Origin of the sequence: Halorussus salinus, from assembly GCF_004765815.2 — an archaeon.
Taxonomy (GTDB): Archaea; Halobacteriota; Halobacteria; order Halobacteriales; family Haladaptataceae; genus Halorussus; species Halorussus salinus.
In genome coordinates, this window is the sequence record NZ_ML974127.1 from 1,143,249 (window position 1) to 1,164,323 (window position 21,075).

Consider the following 21,075-nt stretch of genomic DNA (forward strand, 5'->3'; position numbering starts at 1 on the left):
AAGCCGCCCGCAGGGGCGTGACCGCGAGCGGGCGGGGCTTTCGAGGAGTTCGCGGTCACGATTCTCGCCGCCGTTCCGGTTTCGAGAAGTTCGCAGTCTCACCCGTGGTCGTATGTCTCCGACTCCGACGCGACGAACCGAAACCCGAACCCGTTTTCACGCCCCGCGACCCACCACCGGACATGGACGACGGGGAGCCAGACCGCCGCGAGGTCCGAGCGACGTACGACTACATCGCCGACCACTTCGCACAGACCCGCGAGTACGCGTGGCCCGAAGTCGAGGAGTTCGTCGCCGACGCGCCCCGCGCCGCCGTCGCGCTCGACCTCGGGTGTGGTAACGGTCGCCACGCCGAACTGTTGGCCGACCACGCCGACCGGGTTCTCGCGGCGGACGCGAGTCGCGGACTGTTGGACACCGCCCGCGAGCGCGCCGCCGAGCGGGGCTTCGACGCGGACCTCGTGCAGGCCGACGCCGCGCGACTCCCCGTCCGCGACGCGGCGGTCGAACTGGCCGTCTACGTCGCCACGCTTCATCACTTGCCCAGTCGGGAGGCCCGCGTCGGGAGTCTGGACGAACTCGCGCGCGTCCTCGCGTCCGAGGGCCGCGCGCTCGTCAGCGCGTGGAGTACCGCCCACGACAAGTTCGAAGCGGACGAGGGGTTCGACACGACGGTCGATTGGACCCTGCCGGGCGGCGAGAGAATCGAGCGGTTCTACCACATCTACTCGCCCGAGGAGTTCCGGGCCGACGTTGCCGACAGCGACCTCGAACTGGTCGAGTTCGAGCTATCGAGCGGCAACTGCTACGGCCTCGTCCGCCCGTCCGGCGAGTGACCGGCGGTTCGAGGAATTATCATCTACTCTCGCGTGCGCGCTCTCGCGAGAGAAAACCATCGGCTCGCGGCGGGACCGCCGACCGAAACAGTAAGGCCCTTAATGCCGGGCGGCGAACGGGAGAATACGACGGAGTGCGCCGGTGGTGAGAAAACGCGACGCGTTTTCGAGCCTCGGCGCGCGAGCGAACGTCGTGAGCGCAGTGCGCCGGTGGTGAGACGGACGAAGTCCGTCGATGCTCGGCGCGCAAACGAGCGAAGCGAATGCAGTGCGCCGGTGTCTTGCCGAACGAAGTGAGGCAAGGCTCGGGGCATAAGCGAACGCAGTGAGCGCAATGCGCCGGTGGTCTAGTGGTATGACTATGGCCTTCCAAGCCATCGACCCGGGTTCAAGTCCCGGCCGGCGCACTTCTCCGACGAACTACACGGCGAGGAGCGCGTCTGCTCGCCGCTCGTGAGTCGTAAAATGTGTCCGGGAAGCACATCTCCTATTATCGAAGATTCGTATGACTGAGCAGAAAGTGAAAACGATGATTCCAAGCGACTGTGGATGACGACGCGATGTGCTATTCGGACGTTCGTCCGAGTAGTCGGTCTAAGAGTTTGTTGTGGCGGTCCTCACGCTGGGGACCTTTTGATACCGTCTGTCCCTCGAACGCTTCGTCTTTGCTACCCATTTCAACCGTTACTACAATCTTGTAGTAAATAATTCTTTGGCAGTTGGCTCACGGAGAGCGAATTTAAAATTCGAGATTATAGATAGAATATCCTATAAATGGATAAGTTAACAATATCAATAAGAAAGTCTGAATGTCGATCATGAGCTTTTTATTTTGTGGTGTAATACCTGACCAAGTCTGGAGAGGTACGTGGAGAGCATCCGGTAATGGGGTAATAAAAACACTTCCAATAAGAACTAACATACTCAACAGCAGTACGGATACAAATGAAACGATATACTTTCTAATAGACCACGACCCGAGGAAAATAATTTTGTTCCAGAAAAGAGCTACGAGACACAGGAACACTAAGAGAGTATGAGTAAACAAAAAGTACAACCCCGTGTTTGCTACTACCGTTACGATCACACCTCCAGAAAGGTAAGCGAGCGCCCCAATTTCAACAATAATCGTACAAATCATTAATTTCCCGTTTGACTCTAATACGCCTCCGTTTTCGTCAATCCATTCAGCGTACCCACTTGCTAATCGTAAGTACAGATCGTCTGACTCGTAGTCGTCTTCTACTACGTCTTTTATATCGTTCTGTGTCACACCGATTTCCAAATCTGAGTACGTGTATGTGACACCTGCGAGAGCGATTGCACCGATCAAAAGGAGTAGACCACTAACCGAGTTGAGGTTTGCAAAGTACGAAAACGACCCGTCTGAAGCGAGCGACATTGCGCCGATGATAACGCTCAGCAGAAGCACGTCCGCTCGGTATATTCGAATCGCCTTCTCGTCGATGTCTGCGAGCGTACTGACCTGCTGTTCGAGCGTTTTCCGCCCCTCTTTTGTCGCCTCTCGAACTGCAATAGGCGAGGCTTCAGAATCTTCGATGTTTATTTTGGTCTCCTCGTCAGACATGCGAGTCTATTTAGTTAATCTAACGAGTCTAGACTGTAATAGATATGCCGATTTTACCTTTCCAAGTTCGCCACAACCATTACACCCCTCATTACCGTGCTCCCCACGACGATGCCCGACAATCCAGCGAAGCAGACGAGCGACGAAGTGGACCAGACACAACTCGACCTCGCCCAGCGGGCGGGCGACGCCTATCAGGACGCACTCGACTACATGGCCGAGGAGGTCGCCCACACCGGCGGCAAACGGGAGTCGGGCGACTACGTGGTCGGCTTCGTCCAAGAGGAGGCCGAAGGGATGTACGTCCTCCAAGACGAGGGCCGGTTCGCGTGGGTCGAACCCGACGACGAGAACTGCCACCTCGAAGTCGCGGTGTGTGACGCGGCGGACGGCCGGTTCGTGCCCGAGTGTACCGTCGTCGCCACGCTGACCGGCGAGGACGGCGAGGAGGTCGGCCCGACGCGACTGCCCCTCCTCTGGCATCCCGGACTCTACCACTACGGGAAGAACCTCGACGTGCCCGGCGACGGCACCTACACCATCGACCTGCGCGTCGAACCGCCGATGTTCGAGCGTCACGACGAGCAGAACGGCGACCGGTACGGCGAGTCGGTCGCGGTCACGTTCGAGGACGTGGACGTAGAGACCGGACAGGACTGACGAGGGCGACCGGAGCGCCCGAGGAGTTCCTCGGAAGTTAACATGTTCGGGCCGCATGGTTTTTCCCCGCAAAGCCGTAAGTTGAACCTAACTTCGACCCACTATCGACGCGTCGGGCCGAGGCTCTCGGGGTCGAACGGACCCGCGTTCAGGAACAACGATGACCGATTCGGTTCGCGTCCTCTACGTCACGGCGGACGCATCGACGGGCGAGCGCCTCGAAGCGCGCTTCGAGGAGGAACGGCCAGCGATGGCGTTCTCGTTCGTCACGAGCGTCGCGCAGGCGCTCGCGGCCGTGGACGCCGAGCGCATCGACCACGTACTCCTCGATACGGACCTCCCGGACCGGGCCGACGCCGAGGAGATTCTCAGGGAGGCCGACGTGCGAGTCGGAACCGTCTCGCCGTCCGCGGCCGACGCTCGCGCGAAGTCGGCCGACCGACGACCCCGCGATGCCGAGACCGAGCGCGCGCGGACGCTGGCGACCCGAATCGAGCGGGTCGTCGCGTCCGAGACCGCCGCCGACGGCGGCGTCGAGAGCGACCGGTTCCGCGCGCTCGCCGAGGACCTGACCGATGCCGTCCTCGTCATCGACGCCGAGAGTACGATTCTGTACGCCAACCCGGCCGTGACCGACATCTTCGGCTACCGTCCGGACGAACTCGTCGGTGAGTCGCTCACCCTCCTCGTGCCCGACGAACTCGTCGAGGCCCACGAGGAGGGGATGGCCCGCTACCTCAGCGAGGGCGAGCGGAGCGTCGATTGGGACTACCTCGAACTGCCCGGCAAACACCGTGACGGGAGCGAACTCTCCTTGGGCGTCTCGTTCAGCGAACTCGACGCGGACGGCGCGGTTCGGTTCACCGGCGTCGTCCGCGACATCTCCGAGCGCAAGCGCCGCGAGACGGAACTTCGCGACCGGGTTCGCCAGCAGGAGGCGCTGGCGACGTTCGCCCGGCACGCGCTGGAAGACTGGCCGGTCGCCGACCTGATGGACGAGGCGGTCGAACTCGTCGCCGACGCGCTCGGCAACGTGTACGCCGGGGTGTTGGAGTACCGGCCCGACGACGAGGACTTGCTGGTTCGGGCGGTCCAGGGGTGGGACGACGAGTTGGTCGGGGCGGTCTCCATCGGCACCGAACGCGACTCGCAGGCTGGCTACACGCTCCTGTCCGAGGAGCCCGTCGTGGTCGAAGATATCGCGACCGAGGAGCGATTCGACAGCGACCGGCTGCTCGACGCCGCCGACGTTGTGGGCGGCATTAGCGTGATAATCGGCTCGCCCGACGAGCCGTGGGGAATCTTGGGGAGCCACGACACCGAATCGCGGTCGTACGCCGACTACGACGTGCAGTTCGTCCAGTCCATCGCCCACATCCTCGCCACCGTCTTCCAGCGCCGCGAGCGCGAGCGACGACTCGAACGCTCCGAGGCGATGCTCGACGCGGTGGACGACGGTCTCTACGCGCTCGACGCCGAGGGCCGATTCGTCGCGGTCAACGACGCCTACGTCGAACTGACGGGCTACCCCCGCGACGAGTTGCTCGGCAGACCGGTCGGAGAGATCATCGGGAAGACCCTCGACGAGGAGGTCCAGTGGGTCGAGAAGGCGTTCGACTCCGGCGAGGACGTGGTGACGTTGGAAGCGACGATGACGACCGCCGACGGCGAGTCGATTCCCGTCGAGGCCCGCGTCGCGCCGTTGCCCCTCGAAACCGGCATGGGTCGGGTCGGCGTGGTCAGGGACGTGTCCGGCCGGAAGCGCCGCGAGCGAAAACTCACGTCGCTCAACGAACGGTTCCGGTCGCTGACCGAGGCCGAGACGCCGACGGACATCTGCGACCTCGCGGCCGATGCCGCGGTCGATATCCTCGGCTTCCCGAACGCCGCCGTCGTGCTGTACGACGACGAGGAGAGCGCACTCGTCCCGACCGTCACGCGGTGGACCGGCGGCGAGATAGACGACGCGCTCGTCGGTCGCCACGCCGAGGACGTGGCGTGGCAGACGTTCGTATCGAGCGAGACGAAGGCGTTCGCGGACCTCGACGCCGAACTCGACGCCGACATCGAGATGGGAAGCGCGCTCGCGATTCCACTCGGCAAGTACGGGGTCTTCCTCGCGGCGGCCCCCGAGGTCGGCGGCTTCGACTCGACCGACCGCTCGCTCGCGGACATGCTGTGTTCGAACGTCAAGACCGCGTTGAGCCGGGCCGAACGCGAGGAGACCCTTCGGGACCAGCGCAACGACTTGCAGACGAAGAACCGCGAACTCGAACGCGTCAACCGACTCAACAGCGTGATTCGGGACATCACCAAGGCGCTCACGCAGGCCTCCTCGGAGGACGAGGCGATGCGGGCGGTCTGCGAGCGACTGACCGAGACCGGCCCCTACCGGTTCGCGTGGTTCGGGACCCACGACCGGGCGACCGACGAGATTCGTCCCGAGACCGGGGCCGGAGTCGAGGAGGGGTATCTGGAGGCTGTCGGCGTGACCGCGTCCGAGGGTGACGCGAAGGGCGAGGGTCCGGCCGGGCGCGCGGTCCGGAGCCGCGAGGTGCAGGTCCAGAACGACCTGCTGGGCGACCCGCCGTTCGACCCGTGGCGCGAGCAGGCGCTCGAACGCGGCTATCGGTCGTGCGTGTCGGTCCCCGTGAGCTACGACGAGATGCTCTACGGCGTCTTGACAGTCTACGCCGACGAGGCCGGAGTGTTCGACGAACTGGAGCGGGCGGTGCTGTCGGAACTGGGCGACACCATCGGCTACGCGCTCAACGCGCTCGAACGGAAGCAGGCGCTGGTGAGCGAGCGCTCGATAGAGTTGGACTTCCGGATTCGCGGCTCCGAGAGTCCGATTCTCGCGTTCGTCGCCGAGACCGGCGCGCGATTCGAGTTCGAGAACGCGGTCCAGCGTGAAGACGGCCGACTCCACACCTACTTCACCATCGAGGGGGCCGACCCCGACGAGGCGCTGGCGTTCGCCGAGGGCGTGCCGTGGATAGACGAGGTCCGTCTCGTCACCGAACGCGACGACGAGTACCTCTTCGAGTGTACGCTCGCGGACCGAACCTTCCTCCGGTCGCTGATGGACCGAGGTGCGGCCCCGCGGACGATAACCGCCACCGACGACGAAGGGCGGTTCGTGATTCGAGTGCCACAGAGCGCCGACGTGCGGACGTTCGTGGACTCCTTCGAGGACTACTACGGCGACGCGGAACTCGTCGCTCGACGGGAGCGCGACGACCCCGTGATGACCAGACAGGACTTCGAGGCGGAACTGGCCGAGCGACTCACCGACCGCCAGCGCGAGGTCCTCGAACTGGCGTACTTCGGCGGGTACTTCGACTGGCCGCGGGGCAGTACCGCCGAGGAGATAGCCGAGACGCTCGGCGTCTCCCAACCGACCGTGAGTCGCCACGTCCGGAGCGCGGAGCGCGCGCTGTTCGGCCTGCTGTTCGAGGACGACTGACCGGCGCTCGCGCCGGATTTAGATGTATAACCCCGAGCGGTCTCCGGTGGGTATCTATATATCGTTAATTCCTATTGGTACAGGCCCTATAGAAGTGGGTACAGAATGAGTACGAGCACGAGCGGAGAAACCTTCGAGTCGCAGTCGGTCAGCCAGCGCGTCATCGCCGCAGTCGCCGACGAGACGGGCAAGGAACCGACCGAGGTGGGGCCGCTGTACCACGTCATCGACCCCGACGCGCTCGACCGGTTGTTCTCCGCGACCAGAGGGGGAAGTCGGACACGGGGGTACGTCGAGTTTACGTTCGCTGGCTGTAACGTCGTCGTCCGCGGGGCGGGCGACGTAGAGGTCAGCGAGCGCGACCTGACGGCCGAACTCGCCGACGACACCGAGAGTCCGGCCCGCGTCGGTAGCTACGAAGAGGCGTAGCGAGCGTCCGACGCGTGAGAACGAAACGAGGAGACGACCGAACGTTCGATGCAAGAGATTCGTGAACCACGCCGACCGCCGACCGGCCGACCGGACTCGACCGGCGGCCGACCGACCGAGAGCGAGGCGATGAGCGACCGGTGTACCAACTGCGACGGGCGGATTCCCGCCGAGGAGTGGCATCCCGTGACGACGGTCCGGGACGACGACGGCGAGGTCGAAATCTACGCCTTCTGTAGCGAACCGTGTCGAACGGCGTGGCAGGACGAGCGCGCGGACGACGAGTGAGTCGCGTCCAGCGAAGCGAATTCTTCCGAGCAGTCAGGCCGAGTCAGTGACTTCGTAGACGACGACGCCCTCGTCGCGGAACGTCACTTCGACGCCGGGGTACTGACCGAATCGGAGGTTCTCGTCGTCGTAGCGCTCGCGGGCGGCCGGGCCGACGTAGACGTACTGCACGTCGTACTTCTCCAGCAGTCGCTTCCGGTCTTCCCACGTTCCGGTGTAGACGAGGTCCACGTCCGCCGCCCGAGCGTCCGATTTCTCCTCGCCGCGGTAGACGCCCTCCTGATACACCCACCCGACGACGGTCGGCAGTCCCGTCAGCGAGGCGGCGGGACTCGACCACGTGTAGGGGTTCCGACCCGCCGGTTCCACGATGTGGGGTTGGCCCGACCGGTCGTCGAGCCACGCGATGGCGGCCGCCTCGTCGGGGTGGTAGTCCTCGACGAACGCCTTCCCGTCGAGGGTCGGGTCGTCGATGCGGTGGTGGTCGCTGGTGAAGTGGCCGCCGAGCGCCAGTCCGCCGTAGAGTGCGGTCGAGACGACCAGTAGCGCCGCGAGACCGTTCATGAAGCCCTTCCGGTCGATACCGACTGCGGGGAGTCGCCAGTCCGTGGGACCGACCGACCCGACCAGACTCGCGAGGACTCCTCCGGCGGCGGTCGCCCAGAGGACCCACACCTGCATATACACCTTGAAGACGGTGTTGAACCGGCCGCCGATGGCGTTGTCCTGCACGTAGACGAACTCCACGAGCGTCACGAGTCCGGCCCCGGCGACAACCAGCACCGTCTCGTAGCCGACTCCTCGGTCGGTCCGCTCGCCGCCGACGGTCCGGAGCAACAGCCACCCGACCAGCAACAGCGGCACGACCAACACTAAGACGGGGTAGCCCAACTGCCACGCGAAGACGGTCACCGCGAGTCCGAGGAGGCCCGCCCGGACCGGCCGAACGTCGAACGCGACCCGCGCTCGGGGCCAGAGGAACGCGGCGAACACCAGCAGGAAGGTCCCGTGGACGAGCAGGAGGCCGACCGCGCTCGACTGCTCGGGGAGTAGGCCGAGGCTCCGATTGGTCGCCGACTGGAGGAGGATGCCGAAGACGAACGGCGCGACCCACGCGAGCGCCGCCGCGGCGACGACGCCCGTCACCGCGAACGCGCTGGCGACTCGTCGGGCCTCGCCGAGCAGGAGGTCGGCGGGCGTCCGGGTCGGCGTCTCCCCCGCGGTCGGACTCGCGCCCCCATCGTGTTCGCCGCCGTCAGCGACCGGTTCGGACTCCCCTGCGGTCGAGACGCCGGGGAAGAGGCTCAGCGGGTCGGCGGGCGCGAACAGGACCGCGAGCCAGACGACGCCGAGACCGGTCGGGAAACTCCAGACGTTGACGAGTCCGAGGAGACCGACCACGACGGGGAGCGCCCCGAAGACGAGCGCGCGGCGTCGGCCGAGCGCGCCCGGTCCGGTCCGGAAGTAGGCGAACCCGAGCGCCGCGATGAGAAGCAGGAAGGGCGTGCTGAGCATGTGGCCGTGCAGGTCGCCGTTGAGGAACGCGAACAGGGGGAACTCGTTGATGGTGCCGGGAATCACCCTGCTCGGCCCCCAGTAGCCAAAGTCGGACAGTCCAGTCGTCAGGAGGTCCCCGGAGGTCGAGTCGGCGATGGGTCCGGCCAGCCAGTTCGCGACTCCTCGGGCCGTCTCGTCGGGCAGGAGCCAGACGAGTCCCGTGACTGCGGTGACGAGGTTCGCCGCGAAGCCGACGAAGAAGGCTCCGAGCGCGCCGCCGACCCGGCGGGAGGCCCCGCGAGCGTCGGCGAGCGCGCCCGCGAGTCCGTACGCGACGGTGACGAGCGTCGCGTAGAACCCCGAGAGCGCGAGGTTGTAGGCGTACTGGCCTTCGGTGCCCGTGAGGTGGGTCAAGAGTGCGGACGCGAGGTGGCCGCCGTAGTAGTAGAGGACGTGGTCGCCCGCCCACCACATATCTTGGGGCGGGAGGACCTCGGCACGCAACAGCGATTTGAAGATGCCGAAGTCGAGGAACTTCTCGCCGCCGCCGGGTTGGAGCGCCGGGTCCACCGCCCGGACCGCGACGAGGAGACCGAACGCGACGGCGAATATAAGCATACTTTCCGCGTACGTGCGAAGCGGGAGCGCGTCGCCGCCGAACCGGCCGCCGGTACCGTCGAGTCCGGCCGAGTCGCCCCCGAGCGACCGGTCGCTCCAGAGGACGACCCCCGAGAGTCCGGCGAGGACCGCGACGGCGAGAAAGGCGGTCCACCGACCGAACCCGAGGTGGCCGACCCAGTAGCCGACCACGGTCACGACCGTCAGCGCCACCGGGAGGGCAAACGCCGCTCCTCGGTCCGGAAAGCCGGGGAACAGTCGGGCCGCCAGCGGCAGTGCGGCGAACGCGAGCGCCTGATAGACGACGAACCACAGCAAGACGAGCGCGTACTCCATCGGATTATAGGCGAGCGACCGAGCGATAAACATCTTGGGGTTATCCCCTCGAACGGCCGTTCGACGCGGGTACGGTGGCCTCCTCGAAGGGCCGTACCGGCCAGCGAATCGAGCCGACGATAACGAGAAAAATTCGCATACGGCGTCCGAATCACAATCCTTATCTGTCGGACGGCGTTACGGTGTAGTAGCGGGATGGGATAGCCAGGAGATTCCGGCGGGCTCATAACCCGCAGACCGGTGGTTCAAATCCACCTCCCGCTACTTCTTTCGACATTACCGCCGAGGGCGGCGTCTCGTCGCCGCCCGTCGGTGAGGTCGTGAAATCGTTCCGGAGTAGATTTGAACCCTGCGAGTCGCATGCCCGCGCGGCGAAGCGAGCAGGAACGTCTCGCTCCGGTTCAAGTCCACCTCCCGCTACTTTTCGCGGAAACAACACGAACGACAGCAGTGACGTGCGTAGCGAACCCCAATCTCCATTCTGTCCGCTGAGTATTCTAGCAGTTAGTCGCGACATTCGACCGCCAAATATATTCCAACGAGTTCTGTCTCTCTCGGCCTTCGGCCGGGCGTACGTGGTACTGCACCCGAGAATTAACTACCGGCCGAGTTCTCCCCGGCCGGGCCTTTCTTGCCTATCGCGAAGTAACCTCAGACGATGACTTCGGTACTGTTCGTAGTCAGTGAGGAGGGGTACTGGGGCGAGGAGTGCGTCGATCCGCTGGAGACGCTCTCGGACACCGACGCCAGCGTGGAGGTGGCGACGCCGAGTGGAAACAAGCCGGTGGTAGACGACCGGTCCATCGACCCCGAGAACGTGGGCGAGGAGACCGCCGAGTGGGTCAAAGAGGTCCATCGGAACGACCAGCGACTGCAGAACCCGAAACCGATAGCGAAGGCCGACACCGACATGTACGACGCCGTGGTGTTCCCCGGCGGCCACGGGACGAATTGGGACGTGAATCAGGACAAGCACGCCCGACAACTCCTGCGAGAGGCGGTCGAAGGCGACGACCAGAAGGCGCTGGTCGTCTGTCACGCGGTCGGCCTCTTGGCGTTCACCCGCGACAGCGACGGCGGGATGCTGGTCGAGGGCCGCGAGGTGACCGGGTTCCCGAACGAGTGGGAACAGAACATCGTCGACGACAACGACCTGATGCCCGACGGCCGAAAGCTTCCCTACTGGGTCGAAGACGAGGTGAAAGCCGCAGGTGGCGACTGGGACGCGGAACTCGACGCCGACGCCAGCGTCACGGTGGACGGCGACCTCATCACCGCCCGCGGACCGGAGTCGTCCCACGAGGGCGTGATGGCGCTCATCGAGGCGCTCGGCGTCGCACCGCCCGCGTAACGCCGACCACACACTTTTATCAGTCGAGTCCACTCACCGATAGGTGAGAGTACGATGGCGATAGACACTCGCGGCGTCCTCGCGATCATCGCGGGGCTGTTGATGACTGTCGCGCTTCTCACCGCCCGACGAGAGGAGCGACTCCTCGGGACGTGGATAATGATGATGGCGTTCGCCGTCGCTACGCTGTGGTCGGTGCTGAGTATCGTCTGGGCGCAGTCGAACCCGAGTCCGCTGACGCCGCGGCTCTGGATAACGATGGCGACGATGGCCGCCGCCGCGACGGTCTACTTCGGGTACATGGGTCTCCACGGAGAGGGGTTAGGCGAGTAATACCCGCTTACAATCGACGGTTGCTCGACCGATCAACCGACGTGGCGACTCCCGAATCGAGTCTATACTTCTGTTTATCGTGCCGTTACTATACTATCACCTCACAACCAGTAGATTTAAATGGATGATTCCATACCACATTGGTATGCCACACCGGCGCAACCAATCGGATGATACGAACGATAGCCGACGGAAGTTTCTGAAAGCGAGTGGTGCTGGTGCCGTCGCCCTCTCTCTCGCTGGCTGTAGCGGCGGCGGTAGCGACGACTCACAGGATACCACCTCCGGCGACGAGACGACCGAGGAGCAGACGCCGACGAAGAGCGACAAGAACGCAGAAGATATCCCGCGTGGCGGAACGCTGGTGTACGGGATGTCCTCGAAACCGGACACGTCGAACATTCTGACCAGCAGTTCGGTCTACGCTGGCGTCGCCCTGAATCGGGTCTACCAGTTCGGCAACGAACTCGACCCCGTCACACAGGAGGTCGTTCCGAACGTCTTCACCGACTGGAAGATCGAGACCGGCGATACGCCGAGCGTCTACTTCAACATGCGGGAGGGGCTGAAGTGGAACGACGGCGAGGACTTCACCAAGGAAGACGTGCTGTTCACCTATCGGTACTGCATCGAGAACCAGCCGGGACAGTACGCTTCCGTCATCGAACCGATGGAGAAAATCGAGGAGTCCTCCAAGAGCGACTGGGACTTCCGGGTGGACCTCAAGAGACCGTTCGGCTACTGGGAAACCGACGTAGTCGGCGGCCTTCCACTCCTGCCCAAGCACAAGTGGGAGGGCAAAGACTACAAGAAGTACGACCCGATGAAAGCCAACCCCGACAACGGCCCCGTCGGCCTCGGTCCGGGACATCTCACGAAGTTCGACCCTGCCACTTCGATGCAGCTCGTGTTCGACCACGACAACTACTACGAGAAGCTAAGCACCCTCGACTGGAAGAAGGAACACGACCAGCTCATCGCTGGCGGGCCGTTCCTCGACAAGGTCAACTTCAAAGTCTACGGTAGCAAGACCGCGATGACCAACGCGTTCCTGCAGGGCGGCATCGACACCCACTACGGGAGTCTCACCACGTCCAAGATTCCCGACGTGAAAGACGACGAGGACAAGGACCTCATCAAGGGCCTCGGTAGTGGTTTCAGCTACTTCGGGTTCAACGGGCGGCGAAAACCCCTCGACGACGTGAGCTTCAAGCAGGCGATGTCGTTCCTGTTCGACGAACACTACTGGGTCTCTCGTCTGAAGCAGGACTACGTCATCAACGGCGACTTCGCACAGACGCCCGGTTACGCTAGGCCACGTCCGGACTACCAGTTCGCTGGCGAGGAGGAAGTCGCCACTCATCCGGCGACGGAGGCGTTCAAATTCCGGAACAAAGAGGCCGACATTCCCGACGTGAAAGCCATCCGTAAGTTCCTCACCGACGGGAACGTCATCGACGGGTCTTCGGGCACGTACGCGGGAATGGAGTACCCCGGTAGCCTCTCGGACGTGAGCGCGAGCCAGTCGGAAGCCAAGCACGACTACTCCTTCGGTCCGGTCAAGACCGGCGTGCTCAAGGACTTCGACGGGGCCGACAAGGAGATTCGCGTGAATGGCAACACCATTCCGGAGGTCATGGACGGGGGTCCGATCACCATCTTGATCGACCCGCCGAAGAACAAGCCGAAAGAGGCCAAGGCCATCCAGCGGTGGGCCGACAACCTCAAAACGCTCGGCATTCCGGTGCGAACGCAGGCGCTGGAGTTCAACACGATGTTGTCGAAAGTCTACTACGAGGAGGACTTCGACATCTACCCGATGGGCTGGGGCAACACCGGACCGTTCGGCAGTTCGGCCTACTCCTTCTTCCACAGTAACAACGCCGACGATCTCTCCGACGGCAACGAAGACAAGTTGACCAACAACTCCATCGGCTACGGTCTCGCTGGCGGCAGTGCCGACGAACTCCTCTCGTCTGCTCGGACCGAGCTGGACCCCGAGAAACGCAACAAGACGACCGCGAAGGCCTTAGAGAAGGTGTACCTCGACATGCCGTACTACGTCATGTCCTACGAGAAGCAACGGTGGCCCGTCAACTCCTCGAAGTTCAGCGGGTTCATCTCGAACCTCGTGGACCCGGCGTACGCCGCCTTCGGCGCGGAGATCAACAACATCCACCTGAAAGAGTAACGACCGCGCGACGACACTCGACTTCCGTTTTCGCCCGACGCGGCTCCCACGCGAGTACTCCCGAGTGGGTCCGAAGAGGCTCCGTGCTGTGGTAAATCATCACATTGATAACGAACCTCCACGATGGATATCACGTATTTGCCAGAGTCCCGATTGAAAGAAGTAATCACACGGTCACTGAACACAAACTATGACAAGAATTAGCGCACGATACCTCGGCAAGCGGTTGGTCGTCTCCTACTTGACCCTGCTTGTCATCATGTCGCTACTGTTCGTCCTCATCCGGAGCATGCCGGGGTCGTTCATCGCGTCGATGATCACCCCGGAGTTGGATCAGGCGGACATCGAGCAGTTACGAGAGACGTGGGGTCTGAACGAGCCGATTTGGAGACAGTACATCGATTTCATGATAAACTACCAGACCGGTGACTTCGGTCGCTCGCCGACGTACAAGGCACCCGTCTGGGAAGTCATCATCAGCCGCTTCCCGCGAACGCTGGTCCTCTTCGGCGCGGCGTTCATCGCCCAGTTCATCGTCGGCCCGCTCGTCGGGATGTACCTCGGGTGGTGGCGCGGCACTCGGAAAGACAAGACCATCTTCACGTCGAGTCTCGCAGTGTACTCGATGCCAGCGTTCTGGCTCGCGTGGCTGTTCATCTGGCTGTTCAACTACGAACTCGGCTGGTTCCCGAGCACGTACATGTTCACGAAGTTCGCCGAGTTCGACTGGACGGTCGTGACCATCATCACGGACGTGCTCAAACATATCACGCTTCCGCTCATCAGCATCGCGTTCGTCTCGTGGGTCGGTGCGATGTTGGTGATGCGGCCCGCGATGAACAACGTCACCGGCGAGGACTACGTGTTCCTCGCGCAGGCGAAGGGACTCAGCGAGCGAACGGTGATGATAAAACACGCGGCCCGGAACGCGCTCATCCCGGTGGCGACCCAAGCCATCGTCGGACTGGCGTTCCTGCTCAACGGCAGCGTCATCATCGAAAACGTGTTCAGTTGGCCGGGACTCGGTCAGGTACTCGTCACGTCCGTGCTGAGTCGGGACTACCCGGTCTCGCAGGCGGCGTTCTTCATGCTCGCCATCCTCATCGTCGTCATGCGACTCCTGACCGACATCGTGTACACGTATCTCGACCCGCGAATCAAGTTCGGGGGTGACTCCTAATGTCGACAGAAACCGAAAAATCCTCACAGATCGACTCACTGAAGGAGCGTTGGCGACCTCGTATCGAGCGGTTCCGCCGCGGCTGGGACCGATTCACGGAGGAGAAGATGGGCGTGCTGGGCATCGTCATCATGGTGGTGTTCATCCTCTGGGCGCTGTTCCCCGACTTCTTCGCGCCCCACTCGCTGGAGTGGCGTGCGTATCTGGGCACCGAACCCGGACGCCTCACGGCCGAGCAGGCCGAGTCGCTTCCCCACCCGCCCGCGTTCGGCGACCCGTTCTGGGCGCCGTTCGGCACGAACTACGTCGGACAGGGCATCCTGACGCTCATCGTCCGGGCGGCCGACGACGCGCTCTACATCGGCTTCGCGGCCGGTCTCCTGTCGAGTCTGGTCGGCGTCCCGCTGGGACTCATCAGTGGCTTCTACGGGAACACGTGGATAGACGAGACGATTCAGCGCATCGTTGACGTGATGTACGGCCTGCCGTTCCTGCCGTTCCTCATCGTCCTCGTGGCGATTCGCGGCATCACGACGACGAACATCATCCTCGGCATCGCGGTCACGTCGTGGCTGAACAACTGCATCGTCATCCGAGGAGAGACCCTCTCGCTGAAGGAACGCTCGTACGTCGAATCGGCGAAGGTCGCGGGCGCGAGCGACACCCGAATCGTGTTCCGTCACATCATGCCCAACGTCCTGCCGCTGGCGTTCGTCTTCCTCGCGCAGGACGCCGCGACCGCCATCATCGCCCAAGCGTCGCTGGCGTACCTCGGACTGGCGGACTTCACTGCCAATTCGTGGGGGCTGATGCTCCAGAACATCAAGTCGAACGGGTACGTCTTCGATGCGTGGTGGTGGCTCATCCCGCCGGGCATCTGCATCATGCTCATCGCGGCCGCGTTCTACTTCATCGGCTTCTCGATGGAGGACGTGACCAACCCGCAGGGGGACAACTAACATGTCACTACTCGAAGTAAGCGATCTGTCGGTACGGTACGATGCTGGCGAGGCACAGGTCCACGCCGTCGACGAAGTTAGCTTCAGCGTCGAACACGGCGAGACGTTCGGTCTCGTCGGCGAGTCGGGATGTGGCAAGACCACCCTCGGCAAGTCGCTCATCCAGTTGCTCGACGCGAACGGCTACGTCGAGGACGGCGAAGTCTGGTTCGACGGCACCCTTCCCCGCTGGGAAGACGAGAGCGGGAACCCCAGACGCGAGGTCATCGAGGACGAACAGTACCCCGTCCGCGAGGACGGCATGACCGACCTCACCGCGTTGGACGACCAAGACATCCGGGACGTGCGGTGGCGGAACATCGCGCTGATTCCACAGAGCGCGATGAACGCGCTGAACCCGGTCTACGAGGTCGGCGACCAGATCGTCGAGGCCATCCTCCGGCACGAACCCAACACGACCCGCGAGGAGGCCGACGCTCGCGCACGCGACCTCCTCGAACGGGTCGGCATCGAACCCGAGCGGGCCGACGACTACGCTCACGAGTACTCCGGCGGGATGAAACAGCGCGCGGTCATCGCGATGGCGATGGCGTGCAATCCCGATATGCTCATCGCGGACGAGCCGACGACCGCACTCGACGTGATCATCCAAGACCGCATCCTCGAAGAACTCGAGGAGTTACAGGACGAGTTCGACGTTTCCATCCTCGTCGTCAGCCACGACATCAGCGTCATGGCCGAAATCTGTGACAAGCTCGGCGTGATGTACGGCGGCAAGATGATGGAGAGCGGTCCCAAGCGGGAAGTGCTGGAGAACGCCGCGAACCCCTACACGCTCGGGCTGAAAAATTCCTTCCCGACGGTCAAGCAAGAACAGACCCAGTTAGTCTCGATTCCGGGGTCGCCTCCGACGCTGTTGGACCCCGGTAAGGGCTGTCGGTTCGCCGACCGGTGTCCGTTCGTCATCGACGAGTGTCACACCGAGCATCCGCCGATGTACGACGTGGACGCCGCCGAAAACGGGACTCGAACCGAAGCCACCGACCAGCACGCACACCGGTCGGCCTGTTACCGCGTGGACAAACTCGAACGAATGCGCGAAGACGCAGCTCAGGAGGAAACATGGACCGAAACGCAGACCCACTGATAGAAGTCGAGAGCCTCTCGAAGTGGTTCGGCACGTCCCAAGGCGTCGTGGACCGACTGATGGGCAACGAGCCGTCGCCCGTGAAAGCGGTAGACGACGTGTCGTTCACCATCAACGAGGGCGACATCATGGGCATCGCGGGCGAGTCCGGGTGTGGCAAGACCACGCTCGGGAAGTTGCTCGTCCAACTCTACGAACCGACCCACGGGAGCATCCACTTCGACGGCAACGACATCACCGAGATGTCCAACGACGAGGAGAAAGAGTTCCGCAAGCGGGTCCAGATGATATTTCAGGACCCCTTCGAGAGCCTGAACCCGCGGATGACCGTCTTCCAGTCGGTCGTGGAACCGCTCCGCATCAACGACATGTACGGCGGGTACGACGAGCGCCGCGAGCGCGTCATCGAAGTCCTCAACGAAGTCGGACTCTCGCCCGCGGAGGCGTACCTCAACGAGTTCCCCAAGGAACTGTCCGGCGGCGAACTCCAGCGCGTCGCCATCGCGCGGGCGCTGGTCGTCAACCCCGACTTCGTGGTCTGTGACGAACCCGTCTCGATGCTCGACGTGTCCATCCGTGCGGGCGTGCTGAACCTGATGAAGGAACTACAGGACGAGTACGGCCTGACCTACGTGTTCATCAGCCACGACCTCTCGCTCATCCGGTACATGTGCGACCGGACAGCCATCATGTATCTGGGCGACGTAATCGAGCAGGGTCCGACCGACGAGGTGGTGATGAACCCCAAACACCCCTACACCGAGGCGCTGTTCGACGCGGTGCCGGAGGTCGCACCCGACGCCGAGCGCCAGCGTGCGAACGTGACCGGCGAGGTTCCCAACCCGCGGGACCCGCCCTCGGGATGCCGGTTCCACCCCCGGTGTTCGAAGATTATCCCGCCACAGGACTGGTCCGGCGGCCAACCCGCGTTCCGTCGCGTGTTCCAGTTCAAGCGGAAGGTGCTGGCCGAACAACTCGGTCCGGAGGACGTAGAGACCAGCGGGCAGACCGCGACCGGACGCGCGGCCGACGAACTCATCGAACACGGCCTGTCGCTCGAACTGCCCGAGGAGCATCGCCCGGCGAGTCGGACCGGGACGACCATCGACCCGGACCAACTCGAACTACCGAGAGACGCCGAGAGTACGCTTCGAGAGGCCGCCGAGCGTGTCGTACAGGAGGACTACGACGGTGCGCGCGACGTACTCGACGGCGAGTTCGAGACCATCTGCGAGCAGGAACACCCCGACCTCCGCGAGGCCGGACCGCAGATAACCGCGTGTCACCTCTACGAGGGCGAGAGTCGAAAGACGCGGAAAGCGCCCAGCGCGGACGACTGACCGCCACGGCGGACTCGTTTTTCGACGGTCGGGCACTCACTGCGACTGGTATCGAAAACGCTTATGTTACGGTAGCGACGCGTTTGTGATATCGAATGTCAAGGAGTAGGCTACTGCGGCCCGAGAAGCCGATTACGGTCGGGTCGTTCGTGGTCGTCTTACTCGTCGCGGCGGCGCTGTTCGTCCCGACGTTCTCCGGCCATCTCGCCGTCATGAACGCGGTCAGCATCGACGCGACTGCGACCGACGTGGCGATGTCCGAGGAGGGCGACCAACTCGTGGTCCAGATACGAGTCCACAATCCTACGCGGACCGAGTTCACCGCGGCCTACGGCCAACTCTACGGGAAAGCCGACGGCACGCAACTGACCGGCACCGGCAACGAAGTCGAGGAGACCGCGATTCCGCCGGGCGAGACCCGGACCGTGACCGCGCGAGTCAGCGTCCCGGAGGAACACCGCGAGCAGGCCGCCGAAGCCGCGAAAGCGGGAGCCATCGTCGTGACCGGGCAACTCGACGGGCGGATACGGGACCAACGCGTCGAAATCGAAGTCACGGAGGAGACCGATGGCTGAGCGAGACCTCGCGGGGATGGGGTTCGACCTCGGGGCACTGGGACGCCGACTCCGCCTGCTCGCGCTCGGGACGCTGACCGGCGTCGTCGCCGGGATGGGGTCGTTCATGTTCCTGAAAAACCAGTACCTCCCGTGGGTCGTCACCGAGACGTGGGCGCTGGCGCTGGTCGGCGTGGCGGGCGCGTACACGCACTTCCTCGCCGACGACCTCGCCGAGAGCATCACGCTCTCGCTCGTCGCGATGGCGGTCGGTCTCGCCGTCCACGTCGTCGCGTGGGTCGCCCCGCTGTGGCTGCTGGGGTACCCGCCGTTCGCCCGCGACCTCCTGTTGCCCAAGATGCTCGGCGAGGCGCTCGCCAGCGGCCTGCCGCCGTACGTCGTCACGTTCTACGGGTCGTACTTCGGCGCGTTGCTCCTCGGGGGCTACCTCGAAGCCTGACCTCCGAGTCCGACGACACTCGTCTCGATACGCCCGACCGTACGCTCTCCGGGTCGTATCCCGAAGTTTATGGGCCGCCCCGCGCTACGTCACCCCGTGCCGAAGGACACGCCACAGCGCGACCAGACCGTCCGCGAGCGGGGGACCTACGCGAGTCACGGCGACGACCCGACGCTCGCGGGGTACCTCTCGTCGCTGTTCTTGGTGCTGTCCGTGCCGACGTTCGTCGCCGCGGCCTACGGCGGCCACTGGCTCGGCCTCTACGCCTACTCGGCCATCGTCCCGGTGTTCGCCGGACTGCTGGTCTCCTCGCTCGTAGTGGCGTTCTCGCTGATGCACTGGTTGACCGGCCAGTAGTTGACCGACCGCCTCAGTAGACGTTCGTCCGGAGCGTCATGTAGAACACGACGACCATCGCGGCGAGGATGAGCGAGAACTCCGCGCGCGTCGGGGAGTCGGAACTCCCGGCGAAGAAGAAAAAGAGGCTCGTGAGACCGAGCCCGGCCGCCAACGCGAACAGGAGTACTGTCCGGTTTCGCTCGTCGGTCAACCAGACGTACATCGACTCCTTCGGGTCGTCCATGCACCGAGTTAGTACCAGATATCTTTGTAATCACACTCGACCGGCTCGGTCGTCACGTTCTGGGCGAGCGCCATCGAGGTCACCCCGACCGTCGCGTCGGCGGTGAAGTCGGTCTCCTCGTCGCGCCACTCACAGACGCCGACGCCGAGTTCGAGTCGCCAGTCACAGAGGGTCAACAGCCACTCGTCGGGCAACTCCTCGACTTCGTCTTCGAGTGTGGCCCGGAAGAGGTACTTGTAGGTCGTCTCGTGGCGATCGCTGATGTCCTCGCCTGCCACGTACTCGGGGAACGGCGGCGTGCCGAACAGTTGAACGAGTCGATACAACGCGGTGCCAACGTCGCCCTCGACCGGTTCACCCGGTTCGTCGCTCATCGGCGCGCGCACGTCGAGGTCCTCGCGCTCGTTGATTACGTCTTCGACCAATACCTCGCCGTCTTCCCGGCGACGCCGAATCTCGTCCTGCGAAACGGGTTCGAGGACGAGGTTCCGAAGCTTTTCGAGGTCGGGCGCGTCGGGGTGATTGCGAACGTCTGTCGGCATGGTTAGTAGGCAAAGTAGTTGAAGCCGCGCCAGCCGAGGTAGCCGACTGCCAGCGTTCCGACGCCGATTCCGGTCACGGCGAGGGCCTCGAAGCTACTGACCGCTCCCTGTTCGATAGGGTCCAAGTTGAAGTAGAGCGTGAGACCGGTCGTGACGAGGATATAGCCGATCACGACGCCCAAGAGCATGACCGCCAACGATGCAAAACCCATCGGACCACGAAGGGGCTTTGGAACTTGTTCGCGTATCGCCATGGTTTGTGGTACTATTCGCCAAGGTTAAAAGTTCCGTACTTTCACTCACCCTCGTCGCCCGTGGCCGCTCGGTCGCCGTCGTTTCGGTCGTCTCGTCGCACGTCGTCTTCGTCGGCGTCTACGTGTTCGAGACCGTCGCCGCCGAGCGGCGACAGCTCGGGGTCGAACTCCCCGGACCGGTCGGCCTCCTGCGACTGGTCGGTGGCGGGCGAGTCGTTGCTCGCGTCGCCCGAACGACTCGGCTCGCCCGACGGCATCTCGACGTACTCCTCGACCGGCGAGCGGAGTCGGTAGCCCAGCGCGATGAAGACGCCCCCGAGGAGTATCCGGATGACGACGTACGGCGAGGTCACTGCGAACTCCCGAGTCACGACGCCGCCGTGGAGGGCCTCGCCCACGAGGAGCGCCCCGACCACGAGCAGAGTCGTGCTCACCATCGACAGGAACCGTACTGAAAGCACGC

The 21,075-nt window shown here is 63.7% G+C and carries 21 protein-coding genes and 2 tRNA genes; 17 read left to right on the top strand and 6 right to left on the bottom strand.

What is annotated here, in order from left to right:
- Window positions 1-182 precede the first annotated feature (182 nt).
- On the top strand, window positions 183-836 hold the full coding sequence (locus EPL00_RS05840; protein WP_135851388.1) for a class I SAM-dependent methyltransferase: 654 nt from the start codon (window positions 183-185) through the stop codon (window positions 834-836).
- 336 nt (window positions 837-1,172) lie between these two features.
- Window positions 1,173-1,243, top strand: a tRNA-Gly gene (locus EPL00_RS05845).
- A gap of 332 nt (window positions 1,244-1,575) precedes the next feature.
- Here EPL00_RS05845 and EPL00_RS05850 read toward each other — a convergent pair.
- Window positions 1,576-2,424: a hypothetical protein gene (locus tag EPL00_RS05850; RefSeq protein ID WP_135851387.1), complete on the bottom strand. Its 849-nt coding sequence runs from the start codon at window positions 2,422-2,424 to the stop codon at window positions 1,576-1,578.
- Between the two features lie 111 nt (window positions 2,425-2,535).
- Here EPL00_RS05850 and EPL00_RS05855 point away from each other — a divergent pair, with 111 nt between their 5' ends.
- The 4 genes from EPL00_RS05855 (at window position 2,536) to EPL00_RS05870 (ending at window position 7,267) form a co-directional block, all read left to right on the top strand.
- Entirely contained in the window at window positions 2,536-3,084 is a 549-nt protein-coding gene (locus EPL00_RS05855) for an iron transporter (protein ID WP_135851386.1), read from the top strand.
- Between the two features lie 160 nt (window positions 3,085-3,244).
- On the top strand, window positions 3,245-6,550 hold the full coding sequence (locus tag EPL00_RS05860; protein ID WP_135851385.1) for a PAS domain S-box protein: 3,306 nt from the start codon (window positions 3,245-3,247) through the stop codon (window positions 6,548-6,550).
- A gap of 105 nt (window positions 6,551-6,655) precedes the next feature.
- The gene (locus tag EPL00_RS05865) at window positions 6,656-6,979 is read left to right on the top strand and encodes a HalOD1 output domain-containing protein (RefSeq protein ID WP_162224157.1); all 324 of its coding nucleotides are present in this window, start codon (window positions 6,656-6,658) and stop codon (window positions 6,977-6,979) included.
- A gap of 48 nt (window positions 6,980-7,027) precedes the next feature.
- Entirely contained in the window at window positions 7,028-7,267 is a 240-nt protein-coding gene (locus tag EPL00_RS05870; protein ID WP_135851384.1) for a DUF7576 family protein, read from the top strand.
- A gap of 33 nt (window positions 7,268-7,300) precedes the next feature.
- Here the strand turns inward: EPL00_RS05870 and EPL00_RS05875 are convergent, their stop codons facing one another.
- Window positions 7,301-9,718, bottom strand: coding sequence for a DUF2298 domain-containing protein (locus EPL00_RS05875; RefSeq protein WP_135851383.1), 2,418 nt, complete (start codon window positions 9,716-9,718; stop codon window positions 7,301-7,303).
- Window positions 9,719-9,907: 189 nt separating this feature from the next.
- Here EPL00_RS05875 and EPL00_RS05880 point away from each other — a divergent pair.
- The 11 genes from EPL00_RS05880 (at window position 9,908) to EPL00_RS05930 (ending at window position 19,590) form a co-directional block, all read left to right on the top strand.
- Window positions 9,908-9,982, top strand: a tRNA-Met gene (locus tag EPL00_RS05880).
- Between the two features lie 394 nt (window positions 9,983-10,376).
- Complete coding sequence (locus tag EPL00_RS05885) at window positions 10,377-11,069, top strand: type 1 glutamine amidotransferase domain-containing protein (RefSeq protein WP_135851382.1); 693 nt, start codon at window positions 10,377-10,379, stop codon at window positions 11,067-11,069.
- A gap of 54 nt (window positions 11,070-11,123) precedes the next feature.
- On the top strand, window positions 11,124-11,402 hold the full coding sequence (locus EPL00_RS05890; protein WP_135851381.1) for a hypothetical protein: 279 nt from the start codon (window positions 11,124-11,126) through the stop codon (window positions 11,400-11,402).
- A gap of 145 nt (window positions 11,403-11,547) precedes the next feature.
- A complete protein-coding gene (locus tag EPL00_RS05895; RefSeq protein ID WP_162224158.1) occupies window positions 11,548-13,593 on the top strand; it encodes an ABC transporter substrate-binding protein in 2,046 nt (681 codons plus the stop codon).
- 190 nt (window positions 13,594-13,783) lie between these two features.
- Window positions 13,784-14,773, top strand: a complete 990-nt coding sequence (locus tag EPL00_RS05900; protein ID WP_238398129.1) for an ABC transporter permease — start codon at window positions 13,784-13,786, stop codon at window positions 14,771-14,773.
- The gene (locus tag EPL00_RS05905) at window positions 14,773-15,732 is read left to right on the top strand and encodes an ABC transporter permease (protein WP_135851379.1); all 960 of its coding nucleotides are present in this window, start codon (window positions 14,773-14,775) and stop codon (window positions 15,730-15,732) included. The genes EPL00_RS05900 and EPL00_RS05905 overlap by 1 nt, the downstream gene beginning before the upstream one ends.
- Window position 15,733: 1 nt before the next feature.
- Window positions 15,734-16,879 (top strand): ABC transporter ATP-binding protein, encoded by a 1,146-nt coding sequence (locus EPL00_RS05910; protein ID WP_238398130.1) that lies wholly within the window; start codon window positions 15,734-15,736, stop codon window positions 16,877-16,879.
- Entirely contained in the window at window positions 16,855-18,219 is a 1,365-nt protein-coding gene (locus EPL00_RS05915; protein ID WP_135851378.1) for an ABC transporter ATP-binding protein, read from the top strand. The genes EPL00_RS05910 and EPL00_RS05915 overlap by 25 nt, the downstream gene beginning before the upstream one ends.
- 95 nt (window positions 18,220-18,314) lie before the next feature.
- Window positions 18,315-18,794, top strand: a complete 480-nt coding sequence (locus tag EPL00_RS05920) for a hypothetical protein (RefSeq protein WP_135851377.1) — start codon at window positions 18,315-18,317, stop codon at window positions 18,792-18,794.
- Complete coding sequence (locus EPL00_RS05925) at window positions 18,787-19,233, top strand: hypothetical protein (RefSeq protein WP_135851376.1); 447 nt, start codon at window positions 18,787-18,789, stop codon at window positions 19,231-19,233. The genes EPL00_RS05920 and EPL00_RS05925 overlap by 8 nt, the downstream gene beginning before the upstream one ends.
- A 96-nt stretch (window positions 19,234-19,329) precedes the next feature.
- Window positions 19,330-19,590, top strand: coding sequence for a hypothetical protein (locus EPL00_RS05930; protein WP_135851375.1), 261 nt, complete (start codon window positions 19,330-19,332; stop codon window positions 19,588-19,590).
- 13 nt (window positions 19,591-19,603) lie between these two features.
- On the opposite strand, the gene EPL00_RS05935 is transcribed toward EPL00_RS05930, so the two are convergent.
- The 4 genes from EPL00_RS05935 to EPL00_RS05950 all read right to left on the bottom strand — a co-directional run bounded on the left by EPL00_RS05935 (window position 19,604) and on the right by EPL00_RS05950 (window position 21,049).
- Window positions 19,604-19,816 carry a hypothetical protein gene (locus EPL00_RS05935; RefSeq protein WP_135851374.1) on the bottom strand — a complete coding sequence of 71 codons (213 nt, stop codon included), beginning with the start codon at window positions 19,814-19,816 and terminating at the stop codon, window positions 19,604-19,606.
- A gap of 8 nt (window positions 19,817-19,824) precedes the next feature.
- Window positions 19,825-20,358: a hypothetical protein gene (locus EPL00_RS05940; protein ID WP_135851373.1), complete on the bottom strand. Its 534-nt coding sequence runs from the start codon at window positions 20,356-20,358 to the stop codon at window positions 19,825-19,827.
- 2 nt (window positions 20,359-20,360) lie between these two features.
- Entirely contained in the window at window positions 20,361-20,570 is a 210-nt protein-coding gene (locus EPL00_RS05945) for a hypothetical protein (protein ID WP_238398131.1), read from the bottom strand.
- Window positions 20,571-20,653: 83 nt separating this feature from the next.
- Window positions 20,654-21,049 carry a hypothetical protein gene (locus EPL00_RS05950; protein WP_135851371.1) on the bottom strand — a complete coding sequence of 132 codons (396 nt, stop codon included), beginning with the start codon at window positions 21,047-21,049 and terminating at the stop codon, window positions 20,654-20,656.
- Between the last annotated feature and the right edge of the window lie 26 nt (window positions 21,050-21,075).

What these genes read in the sequence shown, in the direction of transcription:
- EPL00_RS05840 (WP_135851388.1), top strand. Translation starts at nt 183, where the DNA reads ATGGACGACGGGGAGCCAGACCGCCGCGAGGTCCGAGCGACGTACGAC.
- EPL00_RS05850 (WP_135851387.1), bottom strand. Translation starts at nt 2,424, where the DNA reads ATGTCTGACGAGGAGACCAAAATAAACATCGAAGATTCTGAAGCCTCG.
- EPL00_RS05855 (WP_135851386.1), top strand. Translation starts at nt 2,536, where the DNA reads ATGCCCGACAATCCAGCGAAGCAGACGAGCGACGAAGTGGACCAGACA.
- EPL00_RS05860 (WP_135851385.1), top strand. Translation starts at nt 3,245, where the DNA reads ATGACCGATTCGGTTCGCGTCCTCTACGTCACGGCGGACGCATCGACG.
- EPL00_RS05865 (WP_162224157.1), top strand. Translation starts at nt 6,656, where the DNA reads ATGAGTACGAGCACGAGCGGAGAAACCTTCGAGTCGCAGTCGGTCAGC.
- EPL00_RS05870 (WP_135851384.1), top strand. Translation starts at nt 7,028, where the DNA reads ATGCAAGAGATTCGTGAACCACGCCGACCGCCGACCGGCCGACCGGAC.
- EPL00_RS05875 (WP_135851383.1), bottom strand. Translation starts at nt 9,718, where the DNA reads ATGGAGTACGCGCTCGTCTTGCTGTGGTTCGTCGTCTATCAGGCGCTC.
- EPL00_RS05885 (WP_135851382.1), top strand. Translation starts at nt 10,377, where the DNA reads ATGACTTCGGTACTGTTCGTAGTCAGTGAGGAGGGGTACTGGGGCGAG.
- EPL00_RS05890 (WP_135851381.1), top strand. Translation starts at nt 11,124, where the DNA reads ATGGCGATAGACACTCGCGGCGTCCTCGCGATCATCGCGGGGCTGTTG.
- EPL00_RS05895 (WP_162224158.1), top strand. Translation starts at nt 11,548, where the DNA reads ATGCCACACCGGCGCAACCAATCGGATGATACGAACGATAGCCGACGG.
- EPL00_RS05900 (WP_238398129.1), top strand. Translation starts at nt 13,784, where the DNA reads ATGACAAGAATTAGCGCACGATACCTCGGCAAGCGGTTGGTCGTCTCC.
- EPL00_RS05905 (WP_135851379.1), top strand. Translation starts at nt 14,773, where the DNA reads ATGTCGACAGAAACCGAAAAATCCTCACAGATCGACTCACTGAAGGAG.
- EPL00_RS05910 (WP_238398130.1), top strand. Translation starts at nt 15,734, where the DNA reads ATGTCACTACTCGAAGTAAGCGATCTGTCGGTACGGTACGATGCTGGC.
- EPL00_RS05915 (WP_135851378.1), top strand. Translation starts at nt 16,855, where the DNA reads ATGGACCGAAACGCAGACCCACTGATAGAAGTCGAGAGCCTCTCGAAG.
- EPL00_RS05920 (WP_135851377.1), top strand. Translation starts at nt 18,315, where the DNA reads ATGTCAAGGAGTAGGCTACTGCGGCCCGAGAAGCCGATTACGGTCGGG.
- EPL00_RS05925 (WP_135851376.1), top strand. Translation starts at nt 18,787, where the DNA reads ATGGCTGAGCGAGACCTCGCGGGGATGGGGTTCGACCTCGGGGCACTG.
- EPL00_RS05935 (WP_135851374.1), bottom strand. Translation starts at nt 19,816, where the DNA reads ATGGACGACCCGAAGGAGTCGATGTACGTCTGGTTGACCGACGAGCGA.
- EPL00_RS05940 (WP_135851373.1), bottom strand. Translation starts at nt 20,358, where the DNA reads ATGCCGACAGACGTTCGCAATCACCCCGACGCGCCCGACCTCGAAAAG.
- EPL00_RS05945 (WP_238398131.1), bottom strand. Translation starts at nt 20,570, where the DNA reads ATGGGTTTTGCATCGTTGGCGGTCATGCTCTTGGGCGTCGTGATCGGC.
- EPL00_RS05950 (WP_135851371.1), bottom strand. Translation starts at nt 21,049, where the DNA reads ATGGTGAGCACGACTCTGCTCGTGGTCGGGGCGCTCCTCGTGGGCGAG.